We start from the raw sequence: 16,502 nt of genomic DNA, 5'->3' as shown, positions 1-16,502 counted from the left end.
TGACCGTGAGGTTGGCGCGTTTATCCGGTGCTGCGGTCATGGCCGCGTGCCGCAGGAAGAGCATCACTCACGCCGCCCGCCCTAGCGGGCGCCATGCTAAGGTTTGGTAACTTTTCCTGCCGGCGCCACTGCCCATGTCCTTCGTGATTCGAACCCACCCCCGCCTGACCTTCGGCGTCTTGATCGGCTGCGTCGTCGGCGCCCTAGTCCCGGCACAGACGCTGATGGGCAAGGTCCTCATCGGCTGGAACGCCGCCGTCTGGACCTACCTGGCGCTGATGTTCTGGCTCACCCTGCGGTCTCGGGCCGACGATGTGAAACGCATCGCCGAGGCCGAGGATGAAAACGCCGGGCTGGTGCTGCTAATCGTCTGCGTCGCGGCCATCGCCAGCCTGGTGACCATCACCCTGGAACTGGTGGGCAGCAAGGACCTGGAAACCCAACGCCGGCTGTTGCACTACGCCTTCACCGGCCTCACGGTGATCGGTTCCTGGCTGCTGGTGGGGGTGATCTTCAGCGTGCACTACGCACGCCTCTACTACACCTGGGGCGGCAAGGAACCGGCCCTGCGCTTCGCCGAGCAATTGACCACCCCGAACTATTGGGACTTCCTCTACTTCTCCTTCACCATCGGCGTGGCGGTGCAGACCTCCGATGTCGGCGTGGCCACCCGGGAAATGCGCAAGATCGTCCTCGCCCAGTCGCTGATCGGCTTTCTGTTCAATACCGCGATCCTCGGCTTTTCCATCAACATCGCCGCCGGGCTGTTCAGCTGAGGCTGCACAAAACTTCTAGACCCAGCCCTGGCACCGGCGTTAACTGCCAGGGTTGCCGCCACGCCCTACGGACCGCTCCATGACCACGCCCAACTGGATCGACCTGGCCCAGGATGCCGACACCGGCATCGAGACCCTGCGCGCGCATTTCACCGGCCACGCCTATGACCCGCACTGGCACGACAGCTACCTGGTGGGCGTCACCGAACAGGGGGTGCAGCAGTTCAACTGCCGCCGGGCCCGGCACCAGAGCACGCCGGGCAAGGTGTTCCTGCTGGAACCGGGGGAGATCCACGACGGCGAAGCACCCACCGAGGGCGGCTTTACCTATCGCATGCTGTACCTCGACCCGCAGTGGCTGGAGCGCGAACTGGGGGCGCTGTTCGCCGAGGCGCCGGCCAATACCCAGCTGGGGTTTGGCAGCACCCTGGCCAGCGATTCGCGTCTGGCCCAGGCCACCAGCGCGGCCTTTCACAGCCTGCACCATGGCCAATTGCGCATTGTCCGCCAGAGCGCCCTGGACCTTCTGCTGGAGCAACTGACCGGGCACCTGCACTGGCGCCAGCGCTATGGCCCGGACCCGCGCCTGCCGCTGGTGGCGCAACGGGCCAGGGACTACCTGCATGCCCACCTGTACCAGGACCTGAGCCTGGAAACCTTGAGCGCCGTCTGCGGGGTCGATCGCTTTCGCCTCAGCCGTGCCTTCAAGGCAGCCTACGGCCTGGCGCCCCACGCCTACCTGGTGCAACTGCGCCTGAGCCGGGCGCGGCGCTTGCTGGCCGGTGGCGCCGCACCGGCGGACGTCGCCAGCCACCTGGGGTTTGCCGACCAGAGTCACCTGGGGCGCTGGTTCATGCGTGCCTATGGCTTGAGCCCGGCGCTGTATCGCAAGCGCTGCACAAAGCTTCCAGACGCCTGACGCCCAGCCCCTGACAATCGGCCTCCGGATCATTACTGGAGCGGCCTGCGATGCCCCCTTCTCTCTCCTCCCTGTTGCCCTTCGTGCTGTTCGCCTTTGTCGCCTCCATCACCCCGGGCCCGACCAATATCCTGGTGCTGAGCAACAGTGCCCGCTACGGCGCCCGGGCGGCGCTGCCGATCATTCTCGGCGCCGGCGCCGCGGCGGCCGGCATCGTGCTGCTGGTGGGCAGCGGCCTGGGGGACGGGCTGGCGCTACTGCCCAGGGTGCAGCGGGCCATGCAATGGATCGGCCTGCTGTGGCTGAGCTACCTGGCCTGGCAGATCTGGCGGGCACCGGCGCGCCCCCTGGATGCCCAGGCATCAGACGCCCGGCGATTGGGGGTGCTGGGCGCTGCCGCATTACAACTGGTGAACCCCAAGACCTGGATGATGGCCCTGGCGGTGGTCAGTGTCTTCGCCGGCAGCGATAGCGACCGCCACAGCCGAGTGCTGTGGCTGTCCCTGGTGTTTTTCCTCGTCGCCCTGCCTTGCCTCGGCACCTGGGCGCTGCTGGGCGCCGGTTCGGCCCGCTGGCTGCGCTCGCCTCGGGCCCTGCAGCGTTTCAACCGGGGCATGGCCTTGCTGTTGCTGGCCTCGACCTGGATGAGCCTGGGGGCCTGAGGCAGTCGTCACAGTGCAAAAGCCGGTCGCTATGGAGCGTTTCCCGGACCGCCAGGGCCACGTAAGGTGACCAGCACGGCGCAATAAGACGCCGCTCTGAACAATAAACCACCTGCCGGAAGAGATCCTCTGATGCAAGCACCGTTCAAGCGTTGTTTCCTGGCCCTCTGTGCCGCTGCACTTGTGAGTTCCCCGACCTGGGCCGCCGAGCCCGCCTCCTGCAAGAACCTGCGCATGGGCGTGGTCAACTGGACCGACGTGATCGCCACCAGCGCCATGGCCGACGTGCTGCTCAGCGGCCTGGGCTACGACAGCAAACAGACCAGTGCGGTGCAGCAGATCATCTTCGCTGGCATCCGCGACAAGCGCCTGGACATCTTCCTCGGCTACTGGAAACCGGCCATGGACCCGAACATCGCGCCCTTCCTCGCGGCTGGCCAGGTCAGGGTCATGGAGCGTCCCAGCCTTGCGGACGCCCAGGCCACCCTGGCGGTGCCGGACTATGTAGCCCAGGCCGGGCTCAAGACCTTTGCCGACATTGCCCGTTTCAAGGAACAACTGGGGGGCAAGCTCTACGGCATCGAGCCCGGCAGCGGCGCCAATACCACGATCAAGACCCTGATCGACACCAACCGTTTCGGCCTCAAGGGCTTCAAGCTGATCGAGTCCGGCGAAGCCGGGATGCTGGCCGCCGTGCAGCGAGCCATCAACCGCAAGGAGTTCGTGGTGTTCGTCGGCTGGACCCCGCACCCGATGAACATCAACCTGCGCATCAACTACCTGACCGGCAGCGAGGATGTCTACGGGCCCAACGAGGGCGCGGCCACGGTGTCCACGGTCACCGCGCCGGACTTTGCCGAGCGCTGCCCCAACGTCGATCGGCTGCTGCAGAACCTGACCTTCAGCGCCGCCCAGGAAAGCCAGCTGATGGTGCCGATCATGCAGCGCCAATCTCCCCGGGAAGTGGCGCGGCAATGGCTGCGTGAACACCCCGAGGACCTGCAGCGCTGGCTGGCCGGGGTCACCAGCTTCGACGGTGGTGACGGCGTGGCGGCAGTCAAGGCCGGGTTGTAGCAGCAGCCAGACAGCGCGCCCGGATGGGTGTGCATGACCCGCCCGGAAGGCCTGTGAACCGCTCTCGCGGATGCAGCCCGGGCCAGCGTCAGGCTGAACACGCCCGGTCGGCATCTTCCCTTTCCAACCTGCGGAATCCTTGATGAACCACTACCCCCTGTCCCCGCAACTGGCCGCCTTCGTCGAACGGACCCTGAGCCATAACGGCCCCGACGGTAGCCTCAACGGCCTGCGCGACAGCTATCGGCGCATGTGCCGGGACTTCACTCCGGCGCGGCCCGCCGGCCTTGTCGTGCAGGACCTGCAACTGGCCGGGGTGGCGCTGCGGCTCTATCAACCCGAGCAACCCGCCCCGGAGTCCGGTTGGCCCTGGTTGCTGTACCTGCACGGGGGCGGCTGGGTGCTGGGCGGCCTGGATTCCCATGATTTCATCTGCACGCACCTGGCCGGGGAGCTCAATCTGCTGGTGATCGCCGTGGATTACCGGTTGGCACCGGAGCATCCATTCCCCGCGGCCTTCGACGACTGCCTGGCGGTGTGGCGGGCCCTGGAACAGGGCGCGCTGCCCCTGCCGCTGGATGCCCGACGCAGGGCGGTGATGGGCGACAGCGCCGGAGGCAACCTGGCCGCCGCCCTGTGCCTGGCCCTGCGCGATGCCGGCCAGGCGCTGCCGGCAGCACAGGTGCTGGTCTACCCGGGGCTGGGCGGCGCCGCCAACCTGCCCTCCCGCAGCCATTGCGCCGATGCCCCCTTGCTCAGCAGCAGCGACCTGGACTGTTTCCAGGCCCTGTACCTGCCCGGTCCCGATCAGCGCTCGGCCTACGCGCGGCCCTTGCTGGCAAAGGATTTCAGTGGCCTGCCGGCGGCCTTGATCGCCCTGGCGCAGTTCGACCCGCTGCGCGATGACGGTGAGTGCTATCACCAGCAGTTGCTGGCCGCTGCCGTGCCCAGCCAGCTCTACCCCGGCCTCGGCCTGGTGCACGGCTGCCTGCGGGCCAGGGGCCTGGCCGCGGAAGTCGATGACCTGTATGGGATCCTGCAGGACTACCTGCGCCAGGCCCTGGCGCTGCCTTGAGCCCTACCGTCGGTCAGGCAGCCGGGGATCTGAAGCGGATTTATCGACCTTGCACCCTTGACGGCAGAATGGCTTTTGCGGTTTCCTGAAACCGGTTTCAGCCCATCTCGACAGGACTGAAACAATAATTCCAAGAATAAGGTCGTCGCCCGTGAATCAATTTTCCGCCGCCCAGCGCAACCGCGTCACCATGCTCGACGTCGCTCGACACGCCGGGGTCTCCAAGGCCAGTGTGTCGCGCTTTATCGGCGAAGACCGGGCCCTGCTCTCCGATGCCATCGCCCTGCGCATCGAGCAGGCAATCGCCACACTGGACTACCGTCCGAACCAGATGGCCCGCGGCCTGAAACGCGGGCGCACGCGCCTGATCGGCATGCTGGTGGCCGATATCCGCAACCCCTATTCAATTGCCGTGATGCACGGCGTGGAAACCGCCTGTCGCCAGCACGGCTACAGCCTGGTGGTGTGCAACACCGACCGCGACGACCAGCAGGAAGCCCGGCACCTGGCCAACCTGCGGGCCTACAACATCGAAGGGTTGATCGTGAACACCCTGGGCCACCACCTGGAACAACTGCTGGAACTGCAGCAGGAAATGCCCATGGTGCTGGTGGACCGCAAGCTGGACGGCCTGCAGGCCGACCTGGTGGGCCTGGACAACCCGGCGGCGGTGCGCAGTGCCATCGAGCACCTGGAGCAACAGGGCTACCGCGACCTGCTGCTGGTCAGCGAACCCCATGACGGCACCAGTTCGCGGCTTGAACGCCACGCCAGCTTCCAGGCCGAGATCGCCCGGCGCCCGACCCTGCACGGCCAGTGGCTGGCAACCGGCGAGGCGCTGGTGGCCGGCCTGCAATCCTTTCTCGCCGCCCCGGGCCACGGCCCCAAGGCGCTGTTCTGCGCCAATGGCGTGGCTGCCCTGGCCGCGACTCGAGCCCTGCGTGAACTGGGCTGCCCCCTGTTCGACGACCTTGGCCTGATCGCCCTCGACGACCTCGACTGGTACCCCCTGGTAGGCAGCGGCATCAGCGCCTTGGCCCAACCCACCGAAGCCATCGGCGCCAGCGCCTTCGAGTGCCTGCTCAAGCGCCTGCGCGGCGATACCGGACCGGCACGAGGAGTGGGTTTTGCGGCGCAATTGATCGTACGCGGCTCCACCCGTTCCCTGTCGCCGCCGGCGCCGGGCCTGCAACCTCGTTGATCGGCGGCGCGGCCTGGAGCAGCGCTTGTACCCAGTAGCAAGGCCCCTCGGAGACGTTGTTGCGAAACCGTTGCCGGGTAGCCCTGAATAAAAATGAAACCGGTTTCAGAGGTCTGAAGCATGCATCAATCACCCGTTTCCATCAGTCTGTCCAGCTACGGCGCCGACCTGGTGCGCCAATACGGCCAGGGGCACTTCATTGCCCTGGTGGCGGCCGCCGGCGCGTCCTGCATCGAATGGCGCGAAGAGTTGCTCGGCAACGAACTACCCGCCGAACTGGCCCGCGAGGCGCAGCAGCATGGCCTGGCAAGCGTGTTTTCCTCGCCCCTGGAACTGTGGCAGGCAGGCCGCTGCGAGCCCAACCCCGAGCTGTCCGCCACCCTGCAACGGGCCCGTGAGTTTGGCGCCAAACGCCTCAAGGTGTCCCTCGGCCACTTCACCGAACACCACGACCTGCGCAGCCTGGCCAGCTTGCTGTTCCGCCAGCCCCTGGGCCTGCTGGTGGAGAACGACCAGACCGCCCATGGCGGACGCATCGAGCCGTTCCAGCGTTTTTTCAGCGCCGTGGAGCCCCTCAACCTGCCCCTGGGCATGACTTTCGACATCGGCAACTGGCAATGGCAGGAGCAATCGGCGGTGAATGCCGCGCGCCTGCTGGGCCGCCACGTGACCTACGTGCACTGCAAGGCGGTGCGCCTGCGGGTCGACGGCAAGCTGGTGGCCATACCGCCCAGCGCTCCGGACCTGCACCAGTGGGAACAACTGCTGCGGCACATGACTCAAGGTATTACCCGGGCCGTGGAATACCCGCTGCAAGGCGACGACCTGGTACAGATCAGCGCCGAGCACGTCAGCCTGCTGGCCCGCCTCGGCCAGTCGCGCCTGGAGAATGCAGATGCCTGATATCGATATTCTGTCCTTCGGTGAAACCATGGCGATGTTCGTTGCCGAACACGGCGGCGACCTGGCCCGGGTCGAGCACTTTCACAAGCGCATCGCCGGGGCCGACAGCAACGTCGCCATCGGCCTGGCGCGGCTGGGCTTCAAGGTGGCCTGGCTGAGCCGGGTGGGCAATGACTCCCTGGGGCGCTTCGTGCTCGACACCCTGCAGGCCGAGGGCCTGGACTGCCGCTTCGTGCGCTGCGACCCGCTGCACCCCACCGGCTTCCAGCTCAAGTCCCGGGAAGACACCGGCGACGATCCCCGGGTCGAATACTTTCGCCGCGGCTCGGCGGCCAGCCACCTGGCCATCAGCGATGTCACCCCGGCCCTGCTCCAGGCCCGCCACCTGCACGCCACGGGCATTCCCCCTGCACTCTCGGCGTCGACCCGGGAGCTCTCCGGCTACCTGATGCAGAGCCAGCGTGACGCCGGGCGCAGCGTGTCCTTCGACCCCAACCTGCGCCCTGGCCTGTGGGCCAGCGAAGCGCTGATGATCCGCGAGATCAACCGCCTGGCGGCCCTGGCCCACTGGGTGCTGCCGGGCCTGGGCGAAGGCCGCCTGCTGACCGGCCGTGACGACCCGGCGGACATCGCCGCCTTCTACCTCGACCAGGGCGCCGAGGCCGTGGTGATCAAGCTCGGCGCCCACGGCGCCTACTACCGCACCCAGCTGGATGCCGGCTTCGTCGACGGCGTGAGCGTGGCCCAGGTGGTGGACACCGTGGGTGCCGGCGACGCCTTCGCCGTGGGCCTGATCAGCGCCCTGCTGGAGAGCCGCAGCGTGGTCGAGGCGGTGCAGCGCGCCAACTGGGTCGGCAGCCGCGCGGTACAGAGCCGCGGCGACATGGAAGGCCTGCCGTTGCGCCACGAACTACCGGAGCACAGCCCCCCCCTGAAAACCGCCAACGCCCTGTAGGAGCTGGCTTGCCAGCGAAGGCGCCCGCCAGAGCGATGCAAGGCTCAAGGCCCTGTTCGCCGGCAAGCCGGCTCCTAAACAACAGCAACGCGCACCACCGTAGGAGCTGGCTTGCCAGCGAAGGCGTCCACCAGGGCGATGCAAGGCTAAAGGCCCTCTTCGCCGGCAAGCCGGCTCCTACACAACAGCAACGCGCACCACCGTAGGAGCTGGCTTGCCAGCGAAGGCGTCCACCAGGGCGATGCAAGCCTCAAGGCCCTGTTCGCCGGCAAGCCGGCTCCTACACAACAGCAATGCGCACCACCGTAGGAGCTGGCTTGCCAGCGAAGGCGTCCACCAGGGCGATGCAAGGCTAACGCCCTGTTCGCCGGCAAGCCGGCTCCTACGGAAAACGAACACCAAGAACCACCTGTTGCGACAAAAACAACAAGCTCAGGAGAATTTTCATGGACACGCTCAAACTCGCCGCCCGCCGCTGGTGGTACATCATGCCCATCGTCTTCATCACCTACAGCCTGGCCTACCTGGACCGTGCCAACTACGGCTTTGCCGCCGCCTCGGGGATGGCCGACGACCTGCAGATCACCCCCGGCCTGTCGTCGTTGCTGGGGGCGCTGTTCTTTCTCGGGTATTTCTTCTTCCAGGTGCCAGGGGCGATCTACGCGCAAAAACGCAGCGTGAAGAAGCTGATCTTCGTCAGCCTGATCCTCTGGGGCGGCCTGGCCACCCTCACCGGCATCGTCGCCAATGCCTACATGCTGATCGCCATCCGCTTCATGCTCGGGGTGGTGGAAGCGGCGGTGATGCCGGCCATGCTGGTGTACCTGTGCCACTGGTTCACCCGCGCCGAACGCTCCCGGGCCAACACCTTCCTGATCCTCGGCAACCCGGTGACCATGCTCTGGATGTCGGTGGTCTCCGGCTACCTGGTGGAACACTTCAGCTGGCGCTGGATGTTCATCATCGAGGGCCTGCCGGCGGTGATCTGGGCCTTTATCTGGTGGCGCCTGGCCGATGACCGGCCAAGCCAGGCCCAATGGCTTAGCGACCAGGAGAAACAGGACCTGGAAAGTGCCCTGGCCGCCGAGCAGCAAGGCATCAAGGCGGTGAAGAACTACGCCGAGGCCTTTCGCTCGCCCAAGGTGATCCTCCTGGCGCTGCAGTTCTTCTGCTGGAGCATCGGGGTCTACGGCTTCGTGCTGTGGCTGCCGTCGATCCTCAAGCACGGCGCGCAGATGGACATGGTCGAGGCTGGCTGGCTGTCGGCCCTGCCCTACCTGGCGGCGGTGATCGCCATGCTCGCGGTGTCCTGGGGCTCGGACCGCACCCAGCAACGCAAGCGCTTCGTCTGGCCGCCGCTGTTGGTCGCCGCCATCGCCTTCTACGGCTCCTACCTGCTGGGGGCCGAGCATTTCTGGTGGTCCTACGGCCTGCTGGTGCTGGCCGGAGCCTGCATGTACGCGCCCTACGGGCCGTTCTTCGCCATCGTCCCGGAGATTCTCCCGGCCAACGTCGCCGGCGGCGCCATGGCGCTGATCAACAGCATGGGCGCCCTGGGCTCCTTCGGCGGCTCCTACCTGGTGGGCTACCTGAACAGCGCCACCGGGTCCCCCGGGGCCTCCTACCTGCTGATGAGCGCGGCCCTGCTGCTCTCGGTACTGCTCACCCTGCTGCTCAAACCCGGCGCCAACGTGCCCCGGGCCAAGGCCTTGGCGGCGCGTCGCCGCCTGCTGCACTCATGAATTGCCACGGAGCATAACCCGATGAAAAAACACCTGGTGCTGTACAAAAAACTCTCCCCCGAACTGATGACCCGGCTGCACGAGCACACCGACCTCACCCTGATCGAAGATCTCGGCCCGGCCGGCCTCAAGACCCTGCGCCAGGCCCTGCCCAAGGCCCAGGGCCTGCTGGGAGCAAGCCTGCGCCTGGACGCCGAACTGCTGGACCTGGCGCCCCGGCTGGAGGCCGTGGCCAGTGTCTCGGTGGGGGTCGACAACTACGACATCGACTACCTGACCCGGCGCGGCATCCTTCTCAGCAATACCCCGGACGTGCTCACCGAAACCACCGCCGACACCGGTTTCGCGCTGATCCTGGCCACCGCCCGGCGGGTGGTGGAACTGGCCAACATGGTTCGCGCCGGGCAGTGGCACCGCAACATCGGCCCGTTGCACTTCGGCAGCGACGTACACGGCAAGACCCTGGGCATCATCGGCATGGGGCGCATCGGCGAAGCCCTGGCCCAGCGTGGCCACGCCGGCTTCGGCATGCCGGTGATCTACCACAGCAACAGCCCGAAACCCGCGGTGGAACAGCGCTTCAATGCCCGCTACCGCAGCCTCGAACAGTTGCTGCAAGAGGCCGACTTCATCTGCCTGACCCTGCCCCTGACCGCACAAACCCAGGGCCTGATCGGCCCTCGGGAATTTGCCCTGATGCGCCCGCAGAGCATCTTCATCAACATCTCCCGGGGCAAGGTGGTGGACGAAGCGGCGCTGATCCAGGCCCTGCAGCAGCAGCGGATTCGCGCTGCCGGGCTGGACGTGTTTGAACGTGAGCCCCTGGACCATCATTCACCGCTGCTGCAGTTGCCCAATGTGGTGGCCACCCCGCACATCGGCTCAGCCACCCATGAAACCCGCGAGGCCATGGCCCGCTGCGCGGTGGACAACCTGCTGGCGGCCCTGGCCGGCGAGCGGCCGGCCAACCTGGTCAATGAGGAGGCCTGGCAATCGCGCCGGGCCAGGGCTTGAACGACCCCGCCGGGTGAAGGCCCGGGCGGCCGACTGCCCCCTCCTGCCAGGGCGAAACCTGGCTGAAGCCGCGGCTGCCCGGCCCTTTCAGGAGCCTTCGAGCAGTTGCCCAGTGCAACGGACAATGCGCCGGCAGGCGTCGGCCAGGTGCTCGCAGTCCAGCACCAGGGCGATGCGGATATGCCCCGCAACGCTGGGGCCGAAGGCTTCTCCGGCGAGCACCGAGACGCCATGTTCCTCCAGCAGCCGCTCGGCGAAGGCCTGGGCCGCCAGGCCGGTCTGGCGCACATCGACCATGACGAACATGCCGCCATCGGGCAGCACCGGCCGCAGCCCCGGGCATTCATCGAGCATCGCGCACACCAGGTCGCGGCGCCGACGGTACTCCTCACGCATCAGCACCAGTTCCGGCAAGTCGCTGGACAAGGCCACCACCGCGGCGTTCTGCACGAAGTCCGGCAACCCATAGAGCATGCACAGGGCCAGGTTGCTCAGGTGCCCGGCGAGCACGGTCGGGGCAATCACCCAGCCGACCCGCCAGCCGCTCATGGCATGGGACTTGGACAGGCTGTTGATGGTCGCCGTGCGCCCGCCCATCCGCGGCAGGCTGGCGGGGCTCAGGTGCTGGCCCTCGTACAGCAGGTCGCAATAGACCTCGTCGGAGATCAGCCACAGGTCATGCTCCAGGCACAGCCGTGCCAGGGCCTGCCAATCATCGAGCGACAGGCTGGCGCCCGAAGGGTTGTTGGGGCTGTTGATCAGCATGGCCCGGGTGCGGCCAGTGATCCGCGTGGCCACTTCCTTGGGATCAACGCGAAAGCCCTGATCGGCACGCACCGGGACCGGCACCACCTTGGCCCCGCAGGCCCCGAACACCCCTTCATACGTGACGTACATCGGCTCGGCCACCAGCACCTCGTCCCCGGGATCGAGCAGGCACTGGGCCACCGAAAACACCGCGCATTGCGCCCCGGGCAGGACCACCACGTGCTCGGCATCCACCACCTGGCCACAGCGCTGGTGATGGCAACGGGCAATGCAACTGCGCAAGGCCAGGTTGCCGCGCACTTCGGAATAGTGGGTATCACCGGCCAGCAGGCTGTCGATGGCCGCCTGGACCACAGGTGTCGGGGTGTCGAAGTCCGGGTCGCCGATGGTCAGCAGCAGCACGTCCCGGCCCTGCTCGCGCAAGGCCAGGGCCCGGTAGTGGATGTTCCAGGCGGCGGAGCCTTCGCCGGCAATCCTTTGGGTCAGGGCTGAATAGCGCATCGCTTTCTCCTTGCAGAAGACGCCACTTTCCCAACCCTAGGTGCTGAACCAGCGCTCGTCGAGCGCCGCTCGGCGCGGCTGTCCCCCCCCCTCGCGGCGGGTGTGGCCGAGGCACTCGGTCAAACGCCCGTGCCTGGCTCCACCCGACGGGCTCAGATCACGAAACGCGCAACCATGGCGTTCAGGTCCACTGCCAGGCGCGACAGTTCATGGCTGGCGGCGCTGGTCTGGTTGGCCCCGGCCGCCGACTGGGTGGCCAGGTCGCGGATGTTCACCAGGTTGCGGTCCACCTCGCGCGATACCTGGGCCTGCTCTTCCGAGGCGCTGGCGATCACCAGGTTGCGCTCGTTGATCTGGTTGATCGACTCGGCGATCTGCTCCAGGGCCACACCGGCGGCGCGGGCCAGTTCCAGGGTGTTCTGAGTGCGCTGATTGCTCTGCTGCATCGAATCCACCGCTTCACCGGTACCGTTCTGGATGCCGGCCACCATCTTCTCGATTTCCTGGGTCGACTGGGCGGTGCGATGGGCCAGGGCCCGCACCTCGTCCGCCACCACCGCGAAGCCGCGCCCGGCCTCGCCGGCCCGGGCCGCCTCGATGGCCGCGTTCAGAGCCAGCAGGTTGGTCTGCTCGGCAATCGCGCGGATCACGTCCAGCACCTTGCCGATGTCCCGGCCCTGGGTCGCCAGGCCTTCGATCATCACCGAGGTAGCCTGCACGTCGTGGGTCATGGTCTGGATCGCCTCGACGGTCTCCACCACCCGGTCGCGGCCGGCGCGCGCCGCCTGGGTCGACTGATGAGAGGCTTCGGAAGTGGACACCGCGTTGCGGGCCACCTCCTCCACCGCCGCGGTCATTTCATTGACCGCGGTGGCCGCCTGTTCGATTTCGTTGTTCTGCTGCTGCAGGCCCCGAGAGGCTTCCTCGGTCACCGCGCTGAGTTCCTCCGAGGCCGAAGCCAGCTGGGTCGCCGAGCCGGCGATCTGCTCGATGGTCCGGCGCAGGCTGGCCTGCATGTCGGCCAGGGCTCGCAACAGGCGCGCCGGTTCATCCTGGCCCTCGACCTCGATCGCCTGGCGCAGGTCGCCGCCGGCAATCACCTCGGCGGCGTTCAGCGCCCGGTTCAGCGGGGTGACGATGCTGCGGGTCAGCAGCAGCGCGAGGACGACGGTCAGCAGCGCGGCAATCAGCGCCACGATGACGATTCCGCCAATCGCACTGCTGTAGTGCTCGCCGGCGGCCTTGGAAGCGCTCCTGGCGTCGGCGGCGTTGATCGCGATCAAGCGGTTCAATTGCTCACCCATCTGGTCGGTGCCGTCCTTGATCCGGGTGTTGATCAACTGGCGCAGCTCATCCAGCTTGTCCTGGCGCGACAGTTCGAGCATCTCCTTCTGGGCTTGCAGGTAGTTGTCCAGGGTTGCGGCAAAGCTGCGGTACAGCGCCGCCTCTTCCGGCCCCGCCGGCAGCGCCGCGTAACTGGCCTGGGCCTGTCGGGCCTGGTCCACCAGCACGCCGATGCGTGTCTGGGCTTCCTGGAGGCCCGCCGGTTCACGGTTCACCAGCACGCGAAAGGACAGGATCCGCAGGCGCAGGACGCTCTCGGTGAGGTTGCCGAGAAAACCGACACTGGGCAGCTGGTTGCTTTCCATGTCGATGGAGGCCTCGCGGATGATCGACATGCGGTTGACCGCAAACACACCCAGCACGACCACCAGCAACGCGATGAAGGCAAAACCGAGGAAGGCTCGAGGAGCAATATTCAGGTTACGCAAAGACATAGGGCGACTCTCGGAAGAGAACAGGCGACGAGCATCCATGCCAGTGATCCGTCAGGCGTGCCAGAGGCCACGCCAGCGGTGGGCACCGGGGCGATCCAAGTCTCCGGGCCTGTCAGGAATATCGGCCGAAGCGGCGCTTTCATAGGGCTGGACGGTGAAAATATTTCTAAATATGACCCGGGTTTCGCGGTGGCAGCACAGGAACGCGAAGTGAATCGATTAAGCCAGCAAACGCCAGCAGCCGCCGCCTGCTCACTGCGGCTCGAAGGCGCCAGCGCCCCCATGAAAAGTGCAAGTCATTCACCGGAAAAGCCATTTTGTCGCACCCTGCACCTGCCCATCATGGCTCCAGTCGATAAAAACAACGCCGAGACTGGATATGAAACCTGAAGACTTTCGTGCCGCAACCAACCGCCCCCTGACTGGCGCCGAATACCTGGCCAGCCTGCGCGACGACCGTGAAATCTACATCTATGGCGACCGGGTCAAGGACGTCACCACCCACCCGGCCTTCCGCAACTCCGCGGCCTCCATGGCCCGCCTGTACGACGCCCTGCACGACCCGGCCACCAAGGAGCAATTGTGCTGGGACACCGACACCGGCAACGGCGGCTACACCCACAAGTTCTTCCGTTCGGCCAGAAGCCCCGATGAGCTGCGCCAGCAGCGCGACGCCATCGCCGACTGGTCGCGCCTGACCTACGGCTGGATGGGCCGCAGCCCCGACTACAAGGCCGCTTTCGGCAGCGTGCTGGGGGCCAACCCGGAGTTCTACGGCCAGTTCGCCGATAACGCCCGCACCTGGTACAAGCGCATCCAGGAAGCCTGCCTGTACCTCAACCACGCCATCGTCAACCCGCCGATCGACCGCGACAAACCGGTGGACCAGGTCAAGGATGTGTTCATCTCGGTGGACGAGGAAGTCGAGGGCGGGATCATCGTCAGCGGCGCCAAGGTGGTGGCCACCAACTCGGCCCTGACCCACTACAACTTCGTCGGCCAGGGCTCGGCGCAACTGCTGGGGGACAACACCGACTTCGCCCTGATGTTCATCGCACCGATGAACACCCGGGGCATGAAGCTGATCTGCCGCCCCTCCTACGAACTGCAGGCCGGCATGACCGGTTCGCCCTTCGACTACCCGCTGTCCAGCCGCTTCGACGAGAACGACGCGATCCTGATCATGGACAAGGTGTTCATCCCCTGGGAGAACGTGCTGATCTACCGCGACTTCGAGCGCTGCCGCCAGTGGTTCCCCCAGGGCGGGTTCGGCCGGCTGTTCCCGATGCAGGGCTGCACCCGCCTGGCGGTGAAGCTCGACTTCATCACCGGGCTGCTGGTCAAGGCCTTGCAGTGCACCGGCTCCCTGGAGTTTCGCGGGGTCCAGGCCCAGGTCGGCGAAGTGGTGGCCTGGCGCAACCTGTTCTGGTCCCTGACCGACGCCATGCACGGCAACGCCAGTGAGTGGATGAACGGCGTGTACCTGCCCAGTACCCAGGCGCTGCAGGCCTATCGGGTGCTGGCGCCCCAGGCCTACACCGACATCAAGAAGATCATCGAGCAGGTGGTGGCCAGCGGCCTGATCTACCTGCCCTCCGGTTCACGGGACCTCAAGGACCCGGTGCTCAACCAGTACCTGAGTACCTACTGCCGCGGTTCGGGGGGCATGGGCCATGAAGAGCGGATCAAGATCCTCAAGCTGCTGTGGGATGCCATCGGCACCGAGTTCGGCGGTCGCCACGAGCTGTACGAGATCAACTACGCCGGCAGCCAGGACGAAATCCGCATGCAGTGCCTGCGCCACGCCCAGGGCAGCGGCTCGATGAAGGCCATGACCGACCTGGTGGACAAATGCCTTGGCGACTACGACCTCGACGGCTGGACCGTGCCGCACCTGAGCAACCCGGACGACATCAACATGCTGGACCGTATCCGCCAGTAGCCGCTGGCGCCCTGTAGGAGCTGGCTTGCCAGCGAAGGCGCCCGCCAGAGCGGCACAAGGCTCAAGGCCCTCTTCGCCGGCAAGCCGGCTCCTACAGAAAAGGCCAATACCCACACATCGTCGTAGGAGCTGGCTTGCCAGCGAAGGCGCCCGCCAGAGCAACACAAGGCTCAAGGCCCTCTGCGCCGGCAAGCCGGCTCCTACAGAAAAGGCCAAGGCCCACACGTCGTCGTAGGAGCTGGCTTGCCAGCGAAGACGCCTGCCAGAGCAACACAAGGCTCAAGGCCCTCTTCGCCGGCAAGCCGGCTCCTACAGAAAAGGCCAAGGCCCACACGTCGTCGTAGGAGCTGGCTTGCCAGCGAAGGCGCCCGCCAGAGCAGCACAAGGCTCAAGGCCCTCTTCGCCGGCAAGCCGGCTCCTACAGAAAAGGCCAATGCCCACACATCGTCGTAGGAGCTGGCTTGCCAGCGAAGGCGCCCGCCAGAGCAACACAAGGCTCAAGGCCCTCTTCGCCGGCAAGCCGGCTCCTACAGAAAAGGCCAAGGCCCACACGTCATCGTAGGAGCTGGCTTGCCAGCGAAGGCGCCTACCAGAGCGCCACAAGGAGCCGGCTCCTACAGCACAATGCCCTGCGTCCATGAGGAATTCGTCATGTCCGAACTCGACCCCAAGCAACAAGCTTTCCGCAACGCCATGGCCCACATGACCGCCGCGGTCAACGTCATCACCAGCAACGGCGCGGCCGGCCGCTGCGGCATCACCGCCACCGCCGTCTGTTCGATCACCGACAGCCCACCGACCCTGATGGTCTGCGTCAACCGCAACAGCGCCCTGAACCCGGTGTTCAAGGGCAACGGCCGCTTGTGCGTCAACGTCCTCAGCGGCGCACACGAAGAAGTGGCCCGGCATTTTGCCGGCATGACCGGGGTCGCCATGGACCAGCGCTTCGGCCTGCATCCGTGGCGCGACGGGTTGCAAGCCCTGCCGGTGCTGGAAGGAGCCCTGGCGAGCCTGCAGGGACGCATCACCGAGGTCCAGGAAATCGGCACCCACTCGGTGATGCTGGTGGAGCTGGACGAAATCAGCGTGCTGGAGCAAGGCGATTCGCTGGTCTACTTCAGCCGCTGTTTCCATCGTCTGCAGCACCCCAGCCCGGCGGCTTGAGGTTCGCCTCGGCCGGTGGTGAAACTGC

15 protein-coding genes and 1 pseudogene are annotated in these 16,502 nt (G+C 66.4%); 13 read left to right on the top strand and 3 right to left on the bottom strand.

Translation table 11 applies throughout. From position 1 onward, the window contains the following. The first annotated feature begins 134 nt into the window (after nt 1–134). The 10 genes from U873_RS0120600 (at nt 135) to U873_RS0120555 (ending at nt 10,321) form a co-directional block, all read left to right on the top strand. Complete coding sequence (locus tag U873_RS0120600) at nt 135–776, top strand: DUF1345 domain-containing protein (protein WP_025130040.1); 642 nt, start codon at nt 135–137, stop codon at nt 774–776. Between the two features lie 79 nt (nt 777–855). Continuing rightward, nucleotides 856–1,695, top strand: coding sequence for an AraC family transcriptional regulator (locus U873_RS0120595; protein WP_025130039.1), 840 nt, complete (start codon nt 856–858; stop codon nt 1,693–1,695). 50 nt (nt 1,696–1,745) lie between these two features. After that, nucleotides 1,746–2,357 carry a LysE family translocator gene (locus U873_RS0120590; RefSeq protein ID WP_025130038.1) on the top strand — a complete coding sequence of 204 codons (612 nt, stop codon included), beginning with the start codon at nt 1,746–1,748 and terminating at the stop codon, nt 2,355–2,357. Nucleotides 2,358–2,489: 132 nt separating this feature from the next. Beyond that, entirely contained in the window at nt 2,490–3,431 is a 942-nt protein-coding gene (locus U873_RS0120585) for a choline ABC transporter substrate-binding protein (protein WP_025130037.1), read from the top strand. Nucleotides 3,432–3,573: 142 nt separating this feature from the next. Further along, nucleotides 3,574–4,506 carry an alpha/beta hydrolase gene (locus U873_RS0120580; protein WP_025130036.1) on the top strand — a complete coding sequence of 311 codons (933 nt, stop codon included), beginning with the start codon at nt 3,574–3,576 and terminating at the stop codon, nt 4,504–4,506. 151 nt (nt 4,507–4,657) lie between these two features. Next, the gene (locus U873_RS0120575; RefSeq protein WP_025130035.1) at nt 4,658–5,707 is read left to right on the top strand and encodes a LacI family DNA-binding transcriptional regulator; all 1,050 of its coding nucleotides are present in this window, start codon (nt 4,658–4,660) and stop codon (nt 5,705–5,707) included. A 120-nt stretch (nt 5,708–5,827) separates the two neighbouring features. Further along, the gene (locus tag U873_RS0120570) at nt 5,828–6,610 is read left to right on the top strand and encodes a sugar phosphate isomerase/epimerase (RefSeq protein ID WP_025130034.1); all 783 of its coding nucleotides are present in this window, start codon (nt 5,828–5,830) and stop codon (nt 6,608–6,610) included. Continuing rightward, nucleotides 6,603–7,565 carry a sugar kinase gene (locus tag U873_RS0120565; protein WP_025130033.1) on the top strand — a complete coding sequence of 321 codons (963 nt, stop codon included), beginning with the start codon at nt 6,603–6,605 and terminating at the stop codon, nt 7,563–7,565. The genes U873_RS0120570 and U873_RS0120565 overlap by 8 nt, the downstream gene beginning before the upstream one ends. A gap of 446 nt (nt 7,566–8,011) precedes the next feature. Next, the gene (locus tag U873_RS0120560; protein WP_025130032.1) at nt 8,012–9,307 is read left to right on the top strand and encodes an MFS transporter; all 1,296 of its coding nucleotides are present in this window, start codon (nt 8,012–8,014) and stop codon (nt 9,305–9,307) included. A gap of 21 nt (nt 9,308–9,328) precedes the next feature. Continuing rightward, nucleotides 9,329–10,321, top strand: coding sequence for a D-glycerate dehydrogenase (locus U873_RS0120555; protein ID WP_025130031.1), 993 nt, complete (start codon nt 9,329–9,331; stop codon nt 10,319–10,321). A gap of 87 nt (nt 10,322–10,408) precedes the next feature. On the opposite strand, the gene U873_RS0120550 is transcribed toward U873_RS0120555, so the two are convergent. The 3 genes and pseudogenes from U873_RS0120550 to U873_RS37605 all read right to left on the bottom strand — a co-directional run. Then, nucleotides 10,409–11,590 carry a pyridoxal phosphate-dependent aminotransferase gene (locus U873_RS0120550; protein ID WP_025130030.1) on the bottom strand — a complete coding sequence of 394 codons (1,182 nt, stop codon included), beginning with the start codon at nt 11,588–11,590 and terminating at the stop codon, nt 10,409–10,411. A gap of 152 nt (nt 11,591–11,742) precedes the next feature. Further along, entirely contained in the window at nt 11,743–12,606 is an 864-nt protein-coding gene (locus U873_RS37610) for a methyl-accepting chemotaxis protein (RefSeq protein WP_371261325.1), read from the bottom strand. Further along, a pseudogene (locus tag U873_RS37605) lies at nt 12,601–13,368 on the bottom strand (MCP four helix bundle domain-containing protein); the annotation flags it as partial. The pseudogene U873_RS37605 and the gene U873_RS37610, both read right to left, overlap by 6 nt. 57 nt (nt 13,369–13,425) lie before the next feature. Between U873_RS37605 and U873_RS36740 the strand changes: the two are divergent. The 3 genes from U873_RS36740 (at nt 13,426) to hpaC (ending at nt 16,474) form a co-directional block, all read left to right on the top strand. After that, on the top strand, nt 13,426–13,758 hold the full coding sequence (locus U873_RS36740) for a hypothetical protein (protein ID WP_157838110.1): 333 nt from the start codon (nt 13,426–13,428) through the stop codon (nt 13,756–13,758). After that, nucleotides 13,748–15,310: a 4-hydroxyphenylacetate 3-monooxygenase, oxygenase component gene (gene hpaB / locus U873_RS0120540; protein ID WP_025130028.1), complete on the top strand. Its 1,563-nt coding sequence runs from the start codon at nt 13,748–13,750 to the stop codon at nt 15,308–15,310. The genes U873_RS36740 and hpaB overlap by 11 nt, the downstream gene beginning before the upstream one ends. A gap of 651 nt (nt 15,311–15,961) precedes the next feature. Then, the gene (gene hpaC / locus U873_RS0120535; protein ID WP_025130027.1) at nt 15,962–16,474 is read left to right on the top strand and encodes a 4-hydroxyphenylacetate 3-monooxygenase, reductase component; all 513 of its coding nucleotides are present in this window, start codon (nt 15,962–15,964) and stop codon (nt 16,472–16,474) included. Nucleotides 16,475–16,502 lie beyond the last annotated feature (28 nt).

Source organism: Pseudomonas sp. PH1b, assembly GCF_000633395.1.
Classification (GTDB): domain Bacteria; phylum Pseudomonadota; class Gammaproteobacteria; order Pseudomonadales; family Pseudomonadaceae; genus Aquipseudomonas.
The sequence above is the reverse complement of the archived record's forward strand: the minus strand, read 5'-3'. Positions and strand labels throughout refer to the sequence as shown.